Annotated in this window: 11 protein-coding genes; 4 read left to right on the forward strand and 7 right to left on the reverse strand. The window is 70.7% G+C overall.

Features of this window, described 5'->3' with window-relative positions:
• Positions 1-139: 139 nt before the first annotated feature.
• From F7R91_RS31860 to F7R91_RS31870, 3 genes are all read left to right on the forward strand, one after another.
• Positions 140-1420, forward strand: a complete 1281-nt coding sequence (locus F7R91_RS31860) for a ribonuclease D (protein ID WP_150954845.1) — start codon at positions 140-142, stop codon at positions 1418-1420.
• 227 nt (positions 1421-1647) lie between these two features.
• Positions 1648-2874 carry a thiolase family protein gene (locus F7R91_RS31865; RefSeq protein ID WP_150954848.1) on the forward strand — a complete coding sequence of 409 codons (1227 nt, stop codon included), beginning with the start codon at positions 1648-1650 and terminating at the stop codon, positions 2872-2874.
• Positions 2871-5000, forward strand: coding sequence for a 3-hydroxyacyl-CoA dehydrogenase NAD-binding domain-containing protein (locus tag F7R91_RS31870; RefSeq protein ID WP_150954851.1), 2130 nt, complete (start codon positions 2871-2873; stop codon positions 4998-5000). Before F7R91_RS31865 ends, F7R91_RS31870 begins: the two co-directional genes overlap by 4 nt.
• A gap of 89 nt (positions 5001-5089) precedes the next feature.
• Here F7R91_RS31870 and F7R91_RS31875 read toward each other — a convergent pair whose 3' ends face one another.
• From F7R91_RS31875 to F7R91_RS31900, 6 genes are read right to left on the reverse strand one after another with little or no spacing between them, the layout of a single operon-like run.
• Positions 5090-5902, reverse strand: coding sequence for an endonuclease/exonuclease/phosphatase family protein (locus F7R91_RS31875; RefSeq protein WP_225320889.1), 813 nt, complete (start codon positions 5900-5902; stop codon positions 5090-5092).
• A 44-nt stretch (positions 5903-5946) separates the two neighbouring features.
• The gene (locus tag F7R91_RS31880; protein ID WP_150954857.1) at positions 5947-7338 is read right to left on the reverse strand and encodes a GDSL-type esterase/lipase family protein; all 1392 of its coding nucleotides are present in this window, start codon (positions 7336-7338) and stop codon (positions 5947-5949) included.
• Between the two features lie 13 nt (positions 7339-7351).
• Positions 7352-9448 carry a glycosyltransferase family 4 protein gene (locus tag F7R91_RS31885; RefSeq protein ID WP_150954860.1) on the reverse strand — a complete coding sequence of 699 codons (2097 nt, stop codon included), beginning with the start codon at positions 9446-9448 and terminating at the stop codon, positions 7352-7354.
• Positions 9445-11208: a stealth family protein gene (locus F7R91_RS31890; protein WP_150954865.1), complete on the reverse strand. Its 1764-nt coding sequence runs from the start codon at positions 11206-11208 to the stop codon at positions 9445-9447. The genes F7R91_RS31885 and F7R91_RS31890 overlap by 4 nt, the downstream gene beginning before the upstream one ends.
• Complete coding sequence (locus F7R91_RS31895; protein ID WP_150954868.1) at positions 11205-12818, reverse strand: sugar phosphotransferase; 1614 nt, start codon at positions 12816-12818, stop codon at positions 11205-11207. Before F7R91_RS31895 ends, F7R91_RS31890 begins: the two co-directional genes overlap by 4 nt.
• A gap of 15 nt (positions 12819-12833) precedes the next feature.
• Positions 12834-14468, reverse strand: coding sequence for a stealth family protein (locus F7R91_RS31900; protein WP_225320890.1), 1635 nt, complete (start codon positions 14466-14468; stop codon positions 12834-12836).
• 446 nt (positions 14469-14914) lie between these two features.
• Between F7R91_RS31900 and F7R91_RS31905 the strand changes: the two genes are divergently transcribed.
• A complete protein-coding gene (locus tag F7R91_RS31905) occupies positions 14915-16009 on the forward strand; it encodes an LCP family protein (protein WP_150954870.1) in 1095 nt (364 codons plus the stop codon).
• An 80-nt stretch (positions 16010-16089) separates the two neighbouring features.
• On the opposite strand, the gene F7R91_RS31910 is transcribed toward F7R91_RS31905, so the two are convergent.
• A complete protein-coding gene (locus F7R91_RS31910; protein ID WP_150954873.1) occupies positions 16090-17211 on the reverse strand; it encodes a hypothetical protein in 1122 nt (373 codons plus the stop codon).
• Positions 17212-17220 lie beyond the last annotated feature (9 nt).

The following is a 17220-nucleotide window of genomic DNA, read 5'->3' on the forward strand; positions in this document are numbered from 1 at the left end:
CGACACCCGCTCCCCGTCCGACCACCCCACCCGTCGTGAACCGGATGTTTCACCGACCTGACTGGTTTACGACCCCCAGGCGCCCGCCGACGGAACGTTCCGTCGGCGGGCGCTGTCCATACACAGATACCCTTGACAGGTGACCGACGCCCAAGAGACCGCAGCAGCCAGCACACTGCGAACCACCGGGGGCGCCCCTCCGGACGACGACGGATCTTCTGCTGTGGAGGCGCCGATCCCCCTGCTGGAGCCCCGCGAGGGCATTCCGCCCGTGATCGCCGACGAGGACACCCTCGCCGAGGTGATCGCCGCCTTCGCCGCCGGCTCCGGCCCCGTCGCCGTCGACGCCGAACGCGCGTCCGGCTACCGCTACGGCCAGCGCGCCTATCTCGTCCAGCTGCGCCGCGCGGGTGCCGGGACGGCGCTGATCGATCCGGTGGCCTGCCCCGATCTGTCGGGCCTCGGCGAGGCGCTCGCCGGAGTGGAATGGGTGCTGCACGCGGCCACCCAGGACCTGCCGTGTCTGCGCGAGATAGGCATGGTGCCCACCCGCCTGTTCGACACCGAGCTCGCCGGGCGGCTCGCCGGGTTCCCGCGGGTCGGCCTCGGCGCGATGGTCGAGGGCGTGCTCGGCTTCGTCCTGGAGAAGGGCCACTCGGCCGTCGACTGGTCGACCCGCCCGCTGCCCGAGCCCTGGCTGCGCTACGCCGCACTCGACGTCGAACTGCTCGTCGACCTCAGGGACGCGCTGGAGAAGGAGCTGGACCGGCAGGGCAAGCTGGAGTGGGCAGAGCAGGAGTTCGACGCGATCGCCTCGGCGCCGCCCGCCGAACCCCGCAAGGACCCCTGGCGCCGGACGTCGGGCATGCACAAGGTGCGCCGGCGCCGGCAGCTCGCCGTGGTGCGGGAGCTGTGGCAGACGCGGGACCGGATCGCCCAGCGGCGGGACGTGTCGCCGGGCAAGGTCCTCGGGGACGCGGCCATCGTCGAGGCCGCGCTCTCCCTGCCCGCCACGGTGCACGCGCTCGCCGGGCTGACCGGGTTCGGGCACCGGATGGGACGGCGTCAGCTGGAGCAGTGGCAGGCCGCGGTGGACCGGGCGAAGGCACTGCCGGAGGCGGCACTGCCGCAGCCGGGACAGCCGGTGGCGGGGCCCCCGCCGCCGCGGGCCTGGGCCGACAAGGATCCCGCGGCCGCGGCCCGGCTGACCGCCGCGCGGGCGGCGGTGTCGGCGCTGGCCGAGGCGCTGAACATGCCGCAGGAGAACCTGATCACTCCGGACACGGTGCGAAGGGTTTGCTGGGAGCCGCCGAAGGAAGCCGACAAAGAGGCCGTTGCGGAGGCGCTTGCGGGGTACGGCGCGCGGGCCTGGCAGGTGGAGCAGGTGACGCCGGTGCTGGTGGCTGCGTTGTCTGCGTGAGAGTGCGCCCAGCCGCCGTAGGAGTTCTCTCGTTCGGCGGCTGCGGTTTGTTGTGGCCGGTCGCGCAGTTCCCCGCGCCCCCTTCGGGGCGCCTGCCCGCCGGGTGTGACCTTCGCCGCTCCAGCCGCCAGGGCTGTGCAGCTACGTTACTCATAAGTAGCATGGGTTCTGAGCGCGCGCTCAGCGCATCGCAGCAGTGCCATCCCGCACCCTGGAGGAGAGCCATCGTGCCTCGTACCGTCAGGGACGTCGTCTTCGTCGACGGCGTCCGCACCCCGTTCGGCAAGGCGGGCCCGAAGGGCATCTACCACGAGACCCGCGCCGACGACCTCGTCGTGAAGGCGATCCGGGAGCTGCTGCGCCGCAACCCGGGTCTCGACCCGAAGAAGATCGACGAGGTCGCCATCGCCGCGACCACGCAGATCGGTGACCAGGGCCTGACCCTCGGCCGCACGGCCGGCATCCTCGCCGGTCTCCCCCAGTCCGTCCCGGGCTACTCGATCGACCGTATGTGCGCCGGCGCCCTGACCGCCGTGACGACCACCGCCGGTTCGATCGCCTTCGGTGCCTACGACGCCGTCATCGCCGGTGGTGTCGAGCACATGGGCCGCCACCCGATGGGCGAGGGCGTGGACCCGAACCCGCGGTTCGTCAGCGAGAAGCTGGTCGACGAGTCCGCCCTGTTCATGGGCATGACCGCGGAGAACCTGCACGACCGCTACCCGCACATCACCAAGCTGCGCGCCGACGAATACGCCGTGCGCTCGCAGGAGAAGGCCGCCAAGGCGTACGCCAACGGCAAGATCCAGCAGGACCTGGTGCCGATCTCGGTGCGCCGCACCAACCCCGAGGCCGGCGAGACCGGCTGGGGCCTGGTCACGGCCGACGAGCCGATGCGCCCGGGTACGACCCTGGAGAACCTGTCCGGTCTCAAGACCCCGTTCCGTGTGCACGGCCGGGTCACCGCCGGTAACGCGGCCGGTCTGAACGACGGCGCCACCGCCTCGATCATCGCGTCCGAGGACTTCGCCCGCGAGAACAACCTGCCGGTCAAGATGCGCCTGGTCTCGTACGCCTTCGCCGGCGTCGAGCCCGAGGTGATGGGCTACGGCCCGATCCCGGCCACGGAGAAGGCCCTCGCCAAAGCGGGCCTGTCCATCTCCGACATCGGCCTGTTCGAGATCAACGAAGCCTTCGCCGTCCAGGTCCTGGCCCTGCTCGACCACTACGGCATCGCGGACGACGACGCGCGCGTCAACCAGTACGGCGGCGCGATCGCCTACGGCCACCCGCTGGCCTCCTCCGGTGTCCGTCTGATGACGCAGCTGGCCCGCCAGTTCGAGGAGCAGCCGAACGTCCGCTACGGCCTGACCACCATGTGCGTCGGCTTCGGCATGGGCGCGACGGTCATCTGGGAGAACCCGCACTTCGAAAACGCCGGAGGCAGCAAGTGAGCACCACCGCTGAGCTTTTGAAGGGTGCGGCCGAGCTGTTCCCCGACGAGGTCGTGACGTCCGCGCACGTACGCCACCTCGACCTGCCGGCCGGCGCCGGGCGCTTCGCGCTCATCACGCTGGACAACGGCTTCGACCACACCAAGCCGACCACCTTCGGCCCGGCCTCGCTGGCGAACCTCAACACCGCCATCGACCAGGTCGAGGCGGAGGCCGCGGCCGGCGACATCGTCGGTGTCGGCATCACCGGCAAGCCGTTCATCTTCGCGGTCGGCGCCGACCTCAAGGGCGTCGAGCTGCTGAAGGAACACAAGGACGCGCTGGCCATCGGCAAGGGCGGTCACGAGGTCTTCAAGCGCCTCGCGGGCCTCGCGGTGCCGACCTTCGCGTACTACAACGGCGCGGCGATGGGCGGTGGCGTCGAGGTCGGTCTGCACTGCTCGTACCGGACCGTCTCCAAGGCCCTGCCGGCCTTCTCCCTCCCCGAGGTCTTCCTGGGTCTGGTCCCGGGCTGGGGCGGCTGCACGATCCTTCCGAACCTGATCGGCGCAGACAAGGCCGTCTCGGTGATCATCGAGAACAGCCTCAACCAGAACAAGCAGCTCAAGGGCCAGCAGGTCTTCGACCTCGGTATCGCCGACGCCCTCTTCGAGGGCGCCGACTTCCTGGAGCAGTCGCTGATCTGGACCGCCCAGGTCCTCAAGGGTGACATCGAGGTCGAGCGTCCCGTGATCGACCGCGGCGAGGGCTGGGACCAGGCCGTCGCCAAGGGCCGCTTCATCGCGGACGGCAAGGTGCACGGCGCGGCCCCGGCCGCCTACCGCGCGCTGGACATCATCGCCGCCGCCAAGAACGGCGACCTGCAGCAGGGCTACGACGCCGAGGACAAGGCCCTCGCCGACCTGATCATGGGCGGCGAACTGCGCTCCGGCATCTACGCGTTCAACCTGGTGCAGAAGCGCGGCAAGCGCCCGGCCGGTGCCCCGGACAAGAGCCTGGCCCGTCCGGTCACCAAGGTCGGTGTCGTCGGCGCCGGTCTGATGGCGTCCCAGCTCGCGCTGCTCTTCCTGCGCCGCCTGGAGGTTCCGGTCGTCCTCACGGACATCGACCAGGAGCGCGTCGACAAGGGTGTGGGCTACGTCCACGCCGAGATCGACAAGCTGCTCGGCAAGGGCCGTATCCACCAGGACAAGGCCAACCGCCTCAAGGCGCTGGTGACCGGTGTCCTGGACAAGGCCGAGGGTTTCGCCGACGCGGACTTCATCATCGAGGCCGTCTTCGAGGAGATCGGCGTCAAGCAGCAGGTGTTCGCGGAGGTCGAGGCGGTCGCCCCGGCGCACGCGATCCTCGCCACCAACACCTCCTCCCTCTCGGTGACGGAGATGGCGTCGAAGCTCAAGAACCCCGAGCGGGTCGTGGGCTTCCACTTCTTCAACCCGGTTGCGGTCCTGCCGCTCCTGGAGATCGTCCGGGGCGAGAAGACCGACGACGCCTCGCTGGCCACCGCCTTCGCGGTCGCCAAGAAGCTGAAGAAGACCGCGGTCCTCACCAAGGACGCCCCGGCGTTCGTGGTGAACCGCATCCTGACCCGCTTCATGGGCGAGATCCAGAACGTGATCGACGAGGGCACCCCGGTCGAGGTCGCCGAGAAGGCCATCGAGCCGCTGGGCCTGCCGATGTCCCCGCTGGTCCTGCTGGAGCTGGTGGGCCCGGCGATCGGTCTGCACGTCTCGGAGACCCTCAACCGCGCCTTCCCGGAGCGTTTCAAGGTCTCCCCGAACCTCGCGGCCGTCGTCAAGGCGGGCAAGCGCGGCTTCTACGTCTACGACAGCGGCAAGCCGGAGCTGGACCCGGAGGTCGCCGCGCTGCTGAAGCAGGGCGATGTCGTCCTGACCGAGGAGCAGGTCCGCGCCCGCGTCCTGGACGCGGTGGCGCAGGAGATCGGTCTGATGCTCGACGAGGGCGTCGTCGCCGAGGCCCAGGACATCGACCTCTGCCTGATCACGGGCGCCGGCTGGCCCTTCCATCTGGGCGGCATCACGCCGTACCTGGACCGGGAAGGTGTCTCGGAGCGCGTGAACGGCAAGAAGTTCCTGGCACCGGGGGTTGCTTCGGTTCCGGCGTGACGGTGGTGCGGCGTCGTACGTCGTCGTGCGGCGTCCTACGTCGTCGTAGGTGAGGAGGGCCTCCGCTTTCGGGCGGGGGCCCTTCGCCGTCATCGCCCCCTCCGGAGGCCGAACCGCCCTTCGAGGAGAGCGTGGTCGGACTCGCGGAACCACCGGGCGTCGCCGTCGGCGACGGTGAAATGCCGCCTGGTGGCGAAGACGTAGTCGATCTTCCGCCCGTCGGCCGTGGCCTCTCCGGGCTCCCCGTCGGCCTCCGCGAAGCGGCCGGTCAGCCAGGAAAGGGCAGGGGCGTCGGGCGGGAGATTGAGGTCTCCGGCGAGCACGACGGGAACGCTCTTCGGGAATCCGGCCGTCCAGTCCCTGATCTCCCGGAGTTGCTCAGACGCCTTGGAGTAGGTGTGCGCGGTGCACGCGACGAGGCGTTCACCGTCGAACCGCGTGTCGGCGCACAGCAGCCCCCGGCGGACCCGGACGGTGCGGCCGCCGTTGGTGTAGGTCTCGCCGCCCGTGTGGACGAACGGGCGGTAGTCCTGCTGTCCGTCCGGGACGTTGCCCCGGCTGAGCACCGCAGTACCGAACCGGCCGGTCGTCCCGCAGGCGGGCACGTTGTCCTGGGACGAGGCGTAGGTGCCGTCCATCCGCCAGCCGGCGCGCGCAAGGTGCTGCTTGAGCGCCGCGTACTGCGTCAGACAGATCTCGTTGACGGTGACGACGTCCGGCCGGAACCTCACGGCCTCCCGCACCAGCCGCGCCACGGACGTGCCGCGCCCCGACCCGCCCGCATTCCCCGGACACACCGCGGCCGCTCCGCACAGGTTGTACTGGAGCACCCGGACCACCCGCAGCCGGGACGCCGTGTGCTCTCGGTCACCCGGTACGGCGAGCACCACCGCGAGAAGCACCGCAAGCCCGAGGGCAGTTGCGGTCGGCCAAGCCCTCAGCCTGCTCACCAGTCTCCGGTGAAGGGCCGGTGCTCACAGATCTCACCGCAGGAGTCCCGGGAGGCTCCGAGCGTTCTGATCGGGCTGTTGTCGGGAATGCCGACGACCTTGAACGTGCGGGCCGTCGGTACGGATTCGGCCGCGCCGAACAGGGCGATCACCTCCACCGTGTGGGTGCCGGGGCGCCAGGCGTGGGCATGGGTGAACGCCCACTCGCCGTTGTCGTTGACTCCGGTCGCCCCGATGAGCACGCCCTTCTCCATGAGCACGATCTTCGTCACGCCCTGCTGCACCTTCCCGGAGAAGCGCGGCCGCGGGCCGGAGAACGTCCCCTCGGCGGGACCCGTGACCACCGGTGCCGGCACGTCCGTCAGCACGGTGAACTGGCGCTCCAGCACCGGTGAGCAGCCGTCGGAGCGCAGCCCCACGCACTGGACGACGTGTTCTCCCGGCGTCCAGTTCACCGACCGCCGCCACGTCCACTGGCCCGAACTGCCCACGCCGGCGCCGCCGAGGTACTGGCCCTGCTCGAAGAAGAGCATGTAGTCCGTGCCGGGTGCGGCGAGTCCGGAGAACTTCACCATCGGTCCGGCGAGAGCACCCGGGGCCGGCTTGGTGACGTCCGGGGCCCCGCCCGCCCGCTGCGCGTAGAGGGCCGCGTCGGGGGACTGAATGGTGAACTCGCCCGACACGGGCGGCAGTACGGGGGGCTCCATGAGCAGGGGGGCGTTGACGTCGGCCTTGTCCAGAACGCCGAGGTTGCACAGCCCGCCCACCACGATACGGGCCACCTCGAAGGCCCCGGTGTGATTGAGGTGGGTGGAGTCGATCTTCCCGTCGGGGTGGAGCGGGTGGTCGCCGGCGTCCACCCAGCAGAAGTACTGCCGCAGCCGCATCGGCCCGAGCTCGGCCCACAGCTCCGTGGTACGGCGGTTGAGGTCGATCACCGGTGCGCCCAGCTGGTCGGCGACCTCCAGCATGGCCCGCGGATAGTCGCCCATGGTGTTGATCACCTCGCCGGTGGCGGCGAAGGCGTACCGCGCCATGGGGGTGACCAGGACCGGGACCCCGCCCTCCTGGTGCACGTAGGTCACGAAGAGCCGCAGCAGTTCCCGGTACTCGGGGACGGGCACGTAACGCATACCGTTGTGGATCATGTGGTCCACGCAGCCGAAGCCGATGAGGACGATGTCCCCGCGCTTCATACGGTTGAGCATCGCCGGGAAGCGTTCGGTGAAGTACTTCCGCGCGGTCATGGCGCTGCGCGCGTAGTTGGCGACCTCGACCGGGCCCACGAGGAGGTCCTCGATCTTCTGGCCCCAGCCCGCCATGGGCGCTTCCTCGTCCGTCCGCGGAGCAGGGACGGAGTCCCCCAGCACAAATATCGTCCGGTTCACTTCTCATCCATCCCTATCGGTCGACCACGTTCATGGCCATGGCTCCGGAAGCCGAGCAGTAGGGCCGCACCCACACCGGCCGGGCCGGGTGGACCACGGCGTATGCGGAGGACTCGTCGCCCACGAGCGGCACCGGCGGGTAGGCGTAGGCGCCCTTGACGTCGGGAAAGTCCTCCAGCAGATGACACACACGGATCTTCCGGTGGTCGTCCGGGGCCGGCTGGAGCCACCAGTCCCAGTCCTCCCAGCGCTCCAGCCGGTGGTCGACGACCTTCCGTACCGGGGCCTCGGCCCTGAACCGCCGGTTGCCCATCAGCCGTACGGGCACAGAGAAGTTCGCCGCATGGCGGCCGCGCCGGCTGACCACGAAGAGCGCGCCCGGCTTGAGCAGGAGCCTGCCGTACAGGACGCCCTCCAGCACGATGCCGGTGTCGGTCACCTCGGTGGCCACACATTCGACGTGCTCCTGCCGGAGCACGGTGCGCAGCATCAGCCGGCCGTTGGGCTGCGCGTAGGGGAGATTCCAGCCGACCGGCCCGGACGTCGGCCGGGCCACCAGCCGTCCCCGGGCGTCGATCAGCGCCCTGGTGTCACGCAGGCCGGCCTTCATATGGACGGCTCCGGACTTCGGCGTGCGCATGGTGACCTGCCAGCGGCCGTCGCCGAGTTCGCCGAGCGCGGAGGGAGTGACGGCGGCCGTGTAGCGGGTGCCGCCGTTCGCCAGGGTCTTGCGTACGGTGCGCAGCGGCAGCTCGGGACGTGCCTCGCCGTCGGAGGGCTTGTGACGGAGCACGAACTGCCAGCGGTGGCGTCCCTCGCCCGGTCCGTCCGCGGCCAGCCGCAGCCAGCCCGCGTCGTCCGCCGTGACGTCCACCGTGGCCGCGCCGAGCGACACCGGGGGTACGGCGGCCTGGGCGGCGGCGGTCCTGCGGGGACCGCCCGGGGTCCGGTAGCCGCGCACGGCGGCGGCGCGGCGGCGGGCGGCATCCTCGAAGAGTTCGACGTAGCGGGCGGCGACGGCCTCGGGGTCGTAGCGGGCGGCGTTGCGCAGCGCGGCGGCGCTCATCTCACGGCGCAGGGCCTCGTCGGCCATCAGCCGCCGCAGCCCCTCGGCGATTCCCGCGACATCGCCGTTCGGTACGAGGAAGCCGTCCTCGCCGTCGGTGAGGATCTCCCTGGGCCCGACGGGGCAGTCCGTGGACACCACGGGGAGCCCGCAGCGCATGGCCTCGACCAGGGTCATGCCGAAGGACTCGGCGCTGGAGGTGACGGCCGCGACGGACCCCTTGGCCCATTCCGACTCGATCGGCGAGAAGCCGCCCATCAGCAGTGCCCGGCCCGCCAGACCGAGTTCGGTGACGAGGGCGCGCAGCTTTCCGGCCTCGCCGCCGTCGCCGTAGATGCGCAGCTGCCAGTCCGGGAAGTCCGCGGCCAGCATGCCGAAGGCGCGGATCAGCAGGTCGTACCGCTTGATGTGGTGCATACGCCCGGCGCTGACGACGACCTTGCGGGAGCAGTCGGAGGGCGGTACGGAGGGCTGCGGGACGCTGTTGGGGATGCCGACCACGGGAATGCCGGGGATCGGGGTGTTCTCCCTGAACGAGCGGGCGTCCGCCTCCGTCACCGTGGTGATCGCGTCGAGCCGCGGATAGACACGGGCCATCTCGGCGCGCACCGCGGGCGGAATGGCCAGGTGCGTCATGTGTTCCTGGGCGACGCGCAGGGCCCCGTCGCGGGTGTGGGCGGCGACGAACAGGTTGAGGCTGGGCCGGGTGCCGACGACCACGTCGGCGTCCGTCTTCTGCAGTTCCCGGATGATGCGCCCGTCGGTGAACCGGCTGTACTGCGCGGAGAACTCCTCCTGGCGCGGCACCACGTCGCTGGGTTCGTCACTGCCCGCCCCGTTGCGGTCGGCGGAGCCGGGGCGCAGGTCGACCAGGGCGCGGACGGTGACGCGTGGGGAGATGGAGAACTTCGTCGTGCTCGCCCGGCGGAAGACCGAGACGATCTCCACCTCGTGCTGTGCGGAGAGTGCTTCGGCGAGGTTGATGACCGTGCGGTTGGTGCCGCCGATGCCGTAGATGTTGTTGATGAGGAAGGAGATCTTCACCGGACCTCATGCTCCTTCCGCTCGAAGGGACTCGGTACGGGGTAGTAGGACCGCAGGAACCGGCCGAGCATCGCCGTCTGGCGCTCGACGTCGTGGCCGTCGGAGAGGGTGTCGTTGATGCAGAACGCCTGCCGGTCGCGCTGGGCCAGCAGGATGCCGAGACGCCGCTGGATCTCCGGCCTGGCCAGGTCGAGGTAGGCGAAGCCGATGTCGGAGGGCACCGCACGTCCGGTGAAGTACGCGTAGTAGTGGTACAGCGACGACGGGATCGAGATGTCGGTGGGGCTGCGGAACCGGCTGTGCCCGGTCTGCCAGTGCGCTTCGGCGAACTCGCGCTCGATCTCGTGCAGCACGCTGCGGCGCAGCGCGTAGGGCGCGTGCCGCAGTTTCTGGACGATGGCGGTGCCGAAGTTCTCCAGCAGCAGCAGCCGGTTGTTCTTGCCCGCCGCGTCGACCGGGCGGTCGCCCTGGGTGAGGTCCCACCGGGGCACCTGGGACGGCGAGAAGAAGGTGCGGGTCATGCCGTTGGAGAGGAAGAAGTCCTGGGGGGTCACGGGACGGCCCAGGAACATGTCGTCGTTGAAGTACAGGAAGTGCTCGGCGAGCCCGTCGATGTGGTGCAGCCGGCTCTCGATCGCGTGCGAGTTGAAGGTGGGCAGGGCCGACGGGTCGTCGAAGATCTCGGAGTGGTCCACCACGGTGATGCGCGGGTGGCGGTCGGAGAGCCAGGCCGGGCGCTGACGGTCCGTCACGAGGTAGATGTGCCGGACCCAGGGTGCGTTCTGTTCCAGGGCGCGCAGCGAAAAGCGCAGTTCGTCACGGCTGATGTAGCGGGCCGCGTTCGCGGACTCGGTGTGGTACCCGCCGTCCCCGTACTCGCCGCGCCGCCGCTGCCAGGCGGGGTCGTTGCCGTCGACCCAGGTGTAGACGACGTCGATCGGGAAGCGCACGTCCTCGGGCAGCGCGTCGGCGCACGCCCGGATGGTGCGCACCTGGCGGGTGCGCCGCGTGTGCAGGGCGGCGAAGCCCGTCAGCCGGCTGACGGGGACGGTGACACGTGGCTCGTCGAACGAGACGTCCTCGGTGACGCGGTTGCGGCGGGGCGCGACCAGGCGCCCCGCCTCCGGGCGCCAGAACTCGATGTCGCACCCGTGCTCCAGACCGAGCACGAGGGACCCGGCCGGATCGCTCCACACCATGCCGACCCGCAGGATCGCGGCCTCCCGGCCGAGCCGGCGGCCGCGCCGGGAGGCGCACAGGGCGCGCCGGCCGACCGCGGCGTCGCCCCGGCAGGCCGTCAGATAGACGGGTGCGCTGTCGGCACAGCGTTCCAGTGCCTGGACGACCCGGTGCCGGTCGGCCTCGGCGACCGCGAGGCAGGAGCGGAAGTCGGAGTTGCCGCGGATCGCGAAGTAGTCGACCTCCGCGTCCTCCAGGAGCGACGCCACCAGTTCGAGGTTGGCCTCGCGCAGCCCGAGCGGGGACACGGTGGGCCGTACGAGGGCGATGTGCGCTCCGTGTCCGGCGAGCACGGCGAGCCGCTCCCCCTCGCGGAACAGGTGCGGCCAGCGGCGGCGGGCCCGCACGGCACGCAGCGTCCGGGCGCCCAGAGTGAGGAGCGCCAGCCGGCGCAGCAGTTGCTTGAGCGCCATGCGCAGCCGCATCGGGACACGGCGTGCGATACGGCGTCTCAGGCCCGTGGGGACAAGGGTGCGGTACATCCCGACCGCGGCGGTCGCCTCGGGATTGCCAGTGCTCACGAGTAGGTGTCCGGCTCCTCGGGTTCCCCGCGCTCGAAGACACTGGCGACGGGGAAGTAGCGGCTCAGGAAGTGACGGACGGCGTCGGTGCCGCCCTGGGTGAGGGCCTGCTCGGAGCCGAGGCCGAAGAACTGGATCTGCTGGGTGTCCCGGCGTACCAGGAGACGCTCCAGATGGTTCTCGATGCCGGGCAGCGCCGCGTGCAGCACCAACGACGCCTCGCCCGACGGGTCGGCGAGACCGGCGACGTACCCGAAGTGGTGGACGAGTCCGTCCATCGGGTGGGTGCCGGGCACCGTGCTCATCATCTGGCCGTCGGCGGTCTGCAGTGGTTCGGCGCCCGTGCGGGCGAGGCGGTCCAGGACCTCACAGCTGTAGGGCTGGGGTCCCTCGGCGTAGCCGTGCGCGGTGACGCAGCCGGTGGCGGTGTAGGCGGCGCGGGTCCAGGGGCTGAAGGACTCCTGCGCACTCCACGGTCCGCGGCGGGGCCGGGTCGCACCGTGCGGGGTGAAGTAGTCGAACGGCCGCACCGGACGGCCCAGCAGAGCCCCGGGGCGCAGCAGCAGGAAGGCGTCCGCGAGATCGGGCAGTTGGTGCAGCCGCCACTCGGCGCCCGGCTGCGCATGGACGACGTTCAGCCGGTCGTCGCCGCCCAGCCACGACGGCACGGGTGCCTGCGCGACGACGTGGACGACGTCGACCCACGGCGCGTACTGGTGCAGGGATCGCAGGGCGGCACGCAGGAGTTGCTCGCCCCAGGGTGTGGGGTGCTGCCACTGCAGGACCGCGTCGACGGGGAAGGTGATCTCCTCCAGGCGCGGGACGTCGAAGGTCTCCAGCGTGATCGTCGGCTCCAGGTCGCCGTCGATGTCGAGGTAGCCGGAGAGCCGGTCGAGCCCGATTTCGATGCCCATCGCATCGCTGGGCACCGCGCGCTGGACCCGGTTGGGACGCGGCCCGACGAGCCGCTCCTGGGGCAGGTCGGTGTTGGCCGTCCAGAACTCGATCTCGACGCCCTGGTCCTCGCCGAGCCACAGGGTCTCGGTCGGGTCGGTGCGCAGCCAGGTGAGGCGGATCACCCGGGACTTGCCGAAGTTCTTCCACGCCTTCAGATGACTGCCCGGGATCTCCCGGGTGTCGCTGTGGGCGGGCGACACGGAGACGACGTAGCCGGTGTGTTCCTCCAGCAACGCGCGTACTGCGCGGCGCACGGCTCCCTTGTCCCGTTGCTCCACGGCCAGGCAGATGCGGCGGTCGTCGAGGGCGGGCACCGCGAACCAGGGGATGTCCGCGGCGTCGAGGGCGTAGGTGACCAGGTCGTGGTCGAGGCGGCGGGCGAGATCGACGGTCAGCCCGCTGTGGACGTGCCCGATCCGGCCGTCGGGGGCCTTGGTCCGGCGCTCGGAATGCCCGAACTCCACCTTCCGGACCCGTCGCAGGGCCCGCCGGTGCAGCCGTGCTTCACGGCGGCCGAGGGTCCGGGCGAGTCCGCGCTTGACCTTGCGCCGGACGCCGGCGGGCACGGTGGTCGCGGCGGCCGAGCGCACGGGCTGGGGGACGAGACGTTTGTAGACGTGGGCGGCGGAGCTCATCGACGTCGCATCGGACACGTCATGAACTCCGTTTCATCGCTCGTGGGGACTGGGGGTGGGGAAATAGGAATGGAGGAATCCGTCGAGCAGTTCCTGCTGGGCCTCGATGTCCTCGGGAGTCGAGAACGCGTCGTTGAGGCAGAACGAGTCCTGGTCCCTGCCGTCGAGGAGTTTCTGCAGCCGCTCCGCAAGGTCGGGCACCGCCAGCTGGAGATAAGTGAAGGGCATCGAACCGGGCTGGGCCCGTCCGGTGAGTGCCGCGTAGTAGAGCGCGAAGGACGAGGTCGGCGAGAGGTCGGTCATCGCGCGGAACCGGCTCGCCGCGGTTCTCGCCCATGCCTCGGGGAAGTCGCGCTCCGCCTCCTCCATCGCCGAGCGCCGCAGGGCGTACGGAATGTGCTCCATCGGCTGGGTGATCACTCTGCCGAATCGTTCACTCAGCAGCGCGCGATTGTTCTTGCAGGCCGCGTCGACCGGGGTGTCGGTCTCGACCACCGGGCCCTGCGGGATGCGGTTGCGCGAGGGGAAGTAGCGGGCGGTGCCGGTCGGGGTGAAGAAGGCGTGCGGCGCCACCGGCCGGCCGATGAACATGTCGTCGTTGAAGTACAGGAAGTGCTCGGCGAGCCCCTCGATGTGGTGCAGCTGGCTCTCGATGGAGTGCGAGTTGAAGGTCGGCAGGTCCGCGGGGTTGCGGAAGATCTCGCGGTGGGTCGCGATGCGCAGCCCGGGCACGTCCTCGCGCAGCCAGGCCGGGACCTGGTCGTCGGTGACGAGGTAGACGGTGCGGATCCAGGGTGCGAAGAGGTGCAGTGAGCGCACCGAGTAGCGCAGTTCGTCGCGGCTGATGAAGCGGGCGTCGCTCGCCGACTCGGCGTGGTACACCTCACCCTTGGCCTGCGCCTTGCGCTGCTGCCAGGCGGGGTCGTTGCCGTCGACCCAGGTGTACACGGCGTCCACGGGGAAAACGATGTCGTCCGCGCACTTCACCAGGAACTCCGGCCGGGTGGGGAGCGCGGGGGCGAGGTGCTGCGGGGTCCAGTCCGACACGAAGCGGCTGAACAGGCGGGCGGCGCCGAGCACATGGGGGCCGGCCGCCGCGACGGCCCAGCAGGCGCGGTTGGCGCGGGGGGCCAGGAGGTGGGTGCCGTGCGGGCTCCAGAACTCGATGGCGCAGCCGTACTCGTGCCCGAGGAGCAGGTGCCGGCCGGGATCGGTGCGGTACCAGCTGATCTGCAGGATGCGGGCGGCAACGACATCGCGCCAGGCCTTCGAGTCGCGCGAGGAGACCGGGCGGGCGGGCCGCGGCGCGTCCGGGTCGATCACACTGAGGTGCCCGGGGTACCGGCTCAGTCCCTGGAACACAGCGCCGAGCACCCGCTCACGGTGCTCCTCGGCAACGGCGACGACGGTCCCGTGGTCCGAGGTGCCGCGTACGGCGAAGTGCGGCACCCCCACCGAGTCGAGCAGCGCGGTGACCGCGGAGCGGTTGGCCTCCCTGGCCGCCAGCGGGGTCAGGCCGGGCTCGACATAGACGTCGTCGCGTTCCGTGGAGCCCGCCGGATGCGGCTGCCGGGCCCGGGTCTGGCGTGGAACACCGTCGGCGCCCCCCTGGGCACGCCCGACACCGCCCACCGCCCGTTGGACGGCAGGTTCGGAAACAGTTGTCACACCCGCCGCCCTTCCTGGGCGAACGCATGCAGCAACACAGACACCCTCTCCTTCTGCATCCCGGCCCGTGGGCCGGGAACCCCCCTGACCGCGCGCCCTCCAGCCCCCCGGCTCGAAAAACGCGGTCACTCCTACGCCGGCAACACTGCCGGCGTCATTCACACCAAAACTTAACCATTCACACGTCCGTCACATCATCACTAGTGGTTACTCGCGTGTCAACAACACACCGCAATGACAGCAAACGCACAGCAATCGACACATCGGTTCAACAGAGGGTGTCCGGCGGGTGACGCGGGCGCCGACGGTGATGTCCGGAAGTCGGTCTATAGTTCGGACAAAGATCGCGGCGTCCGCAGCCGCCTCCGGGCCCGGCCTCTCCCCCCACTCGTGCCCTCCCCAAGTCCGTACGGCAACGAGCCACCAGTGAGAGAGGACAGCGCCGCATGACGCACGCCCTGACGGAGTCGGAACAACCCCGCAGATCCAGGCGTGCGCCGAACGGCGGACGCTCCAAGCCGCCGCGCCGCCGGGTGTGGCGCTGGATCGCTCTGGGCTTCGTCGTCCTGGTCCTGGCCGGCGCCGGAACCGCCTACTGGCTGTACAGCAGCCTGGACGGCAACATCAAGGGCGTAGACCTCGACCAGGCGCTCGGCGACGACCGGCCCGAGAAGCTGCCCACGTCGGGCCAGAACATCCTGATCCTGGGATCCGACTCCCGCTCCGGCGCCAACGCCGCGCTGGACAAGGCCGACGTCTCGGGGGCGCGCTCCGACACCGCGCTGGTGATGCACATACCCGAGGGCCGCACCAAGGCCGTCGCCGTCAGCATTCCGCGCGACACCCTGGTGACCCGGCCCGAGTGCAGCACGTCGGACGGTTCGACGGTCGCATCCGCGAAGCGTGTGATGTTCAACTCCATCTACTCGCAGGTCGGTCCGGCCTGTGTGGTCAAGACCGTCGAGCAGATCTCGGGGGTCCGCATGGACCACTACGTCGAGATCGACTTCGCCGGCTTCAAGGGGCTGGTGGACGCGATCGGCGGGGTGACCGTCAGCGTCGACCAGAACATCCACGACACCTCCAGCGGCCTGGACCTGACCGCCGGCACCCACAAGCTGGACGGCACCCAGTCCCTGCAGTTCGTGCGCACCCGGCACGGCATCGGCGACGGCAGCGACCTCGGACGCATCACCCTCCAGCAGCAGTTCATGACCGCGCTGCTCTCCGAGATCAAGAAGCAGGACCTGCTGGGCAGCCCCACCAAGACCTACAAGATCGCCGACGAGCTCACCTCGGCTCTCACCACCGACTCCGACCTCGCCTCGCTCAAGGCGCTGTCCGACTTCGGCCGGAGCATGAACGGCGTCGACCCGGAGAACATGGAGACGATCATGCTCCCGGTCGAGTACGACAAGACCGACCCCAACCGGGTCGTGGCCGCCGAACCGCAGGCGACGAAGCTGTGGAAGGCGATCCGCACGGACGCGGAGATTCCCGAGTCGGCGAAGAAGTCCCCGGCCACCGGCGGCACTTCCTGACCCGAGGCGGCACCGGAGGTCCGGGATGTGACGAGGCGGGCTCCACCACGTGGTGGAGCCCGCCTCGTGCGCGCGGCGCTTCAGACCCGGACGGAGGGAGCCATCGCCAGGCCCCCCTCGTCGGTCTGGCGGGCGATGTGCAGCCCCCCGTCCTCGCCGATCACGGCGAGCACCACACGGCCGTACGCGTCGATTTCCAGCGCCGGCGCACCGACACCGCGGTCGCCGGCCGGTGACCACCACAGCCCGGACTGTTCCTGCTCCGTCCCGCAGACGGCGAGCAGGATCTGTCCTTCGGCGTCGCGATGGGCCAGCACCGTGCAGTCGTAGCCGTCCAGCACGGCCCGCAGCACCGCCACGGGCGCCCCGGCCGGCGCGCCGCCGAGGGGAATCAGCCAACTGCCGGGGCGGTGGGCGACGATCCCTCCGGTGGCCGGGTCGGTCCAGTAGTACGTGGCGCGGTCGGGGGCGGTTTCCAGCACCGCCGCCGTACCCCGGGTCACCGCGACCGGGATGTTGAGGGCTCGGCGGAACTCGCCGTCGGGCTGGTCCTGCACCCATCGCATGATCAGGTCCTGGCCGCCGGCCATCGCCTCGACGTGTCCGGAGGAATGCGCGACCACGGCCGGCGGGTCCTGGACCAGGCTGCCCTGGAGGTCGGTCCACGGACCCCACTTGCCGCCCGGCAGCTCTCGCCGGAGCATCAGGCCGCCGCCCGCGTTGCGCACGAAGACGTGCACGATGCCGGACGAGCTCACCGCCGCCGCCGGAATCCCGAGGCGGGCCGCCTTCTCCCGTTCCTTGTGCGGATTGCCGAGCGAGCGCCACTCGGTGACGGGGCGTCCGCTCTGGTACTGGATGGCGTGCACGACATCGACGGCCGGCGGACCGTCGCCTTGACGGACCTCGCGCCGGCCGAGGAAGTGGACGTAGGTGTCGGCGCCCTGGGTCACCCACAGGTCGGTCAGGTTCGCGACCGGGAAGACATCGGGGCCGGTCCAGTCCGGGCCGCCCGGCCGGATCTCGGTCCAGCGCAGCAGGCCGGCGTCGGTGCGGGCGTAGGCGGTCAGCCTGCCGTCCTTGCCGCGGACCAGCCAGCGACCGAGCAGGGTGCCCGGGGCCGCGTACCGCCCGGTCGCCGTGCGGTCCGTACCCCCGACCGCTCTCTCGCGGGCGGCGCCGCGCCCGGATCTGGTCCGCATGACGAGACC

The organism is Streptomyces luteolifulvus, assembly GCF_008806595.1.
Taxonomy (GTDB): Bacteria; Actinomycetota; Actinomycetes; order Streptomycetales; family Streptomycetaceae; genus Streptomyces; species Streptomyces luteolifulvus.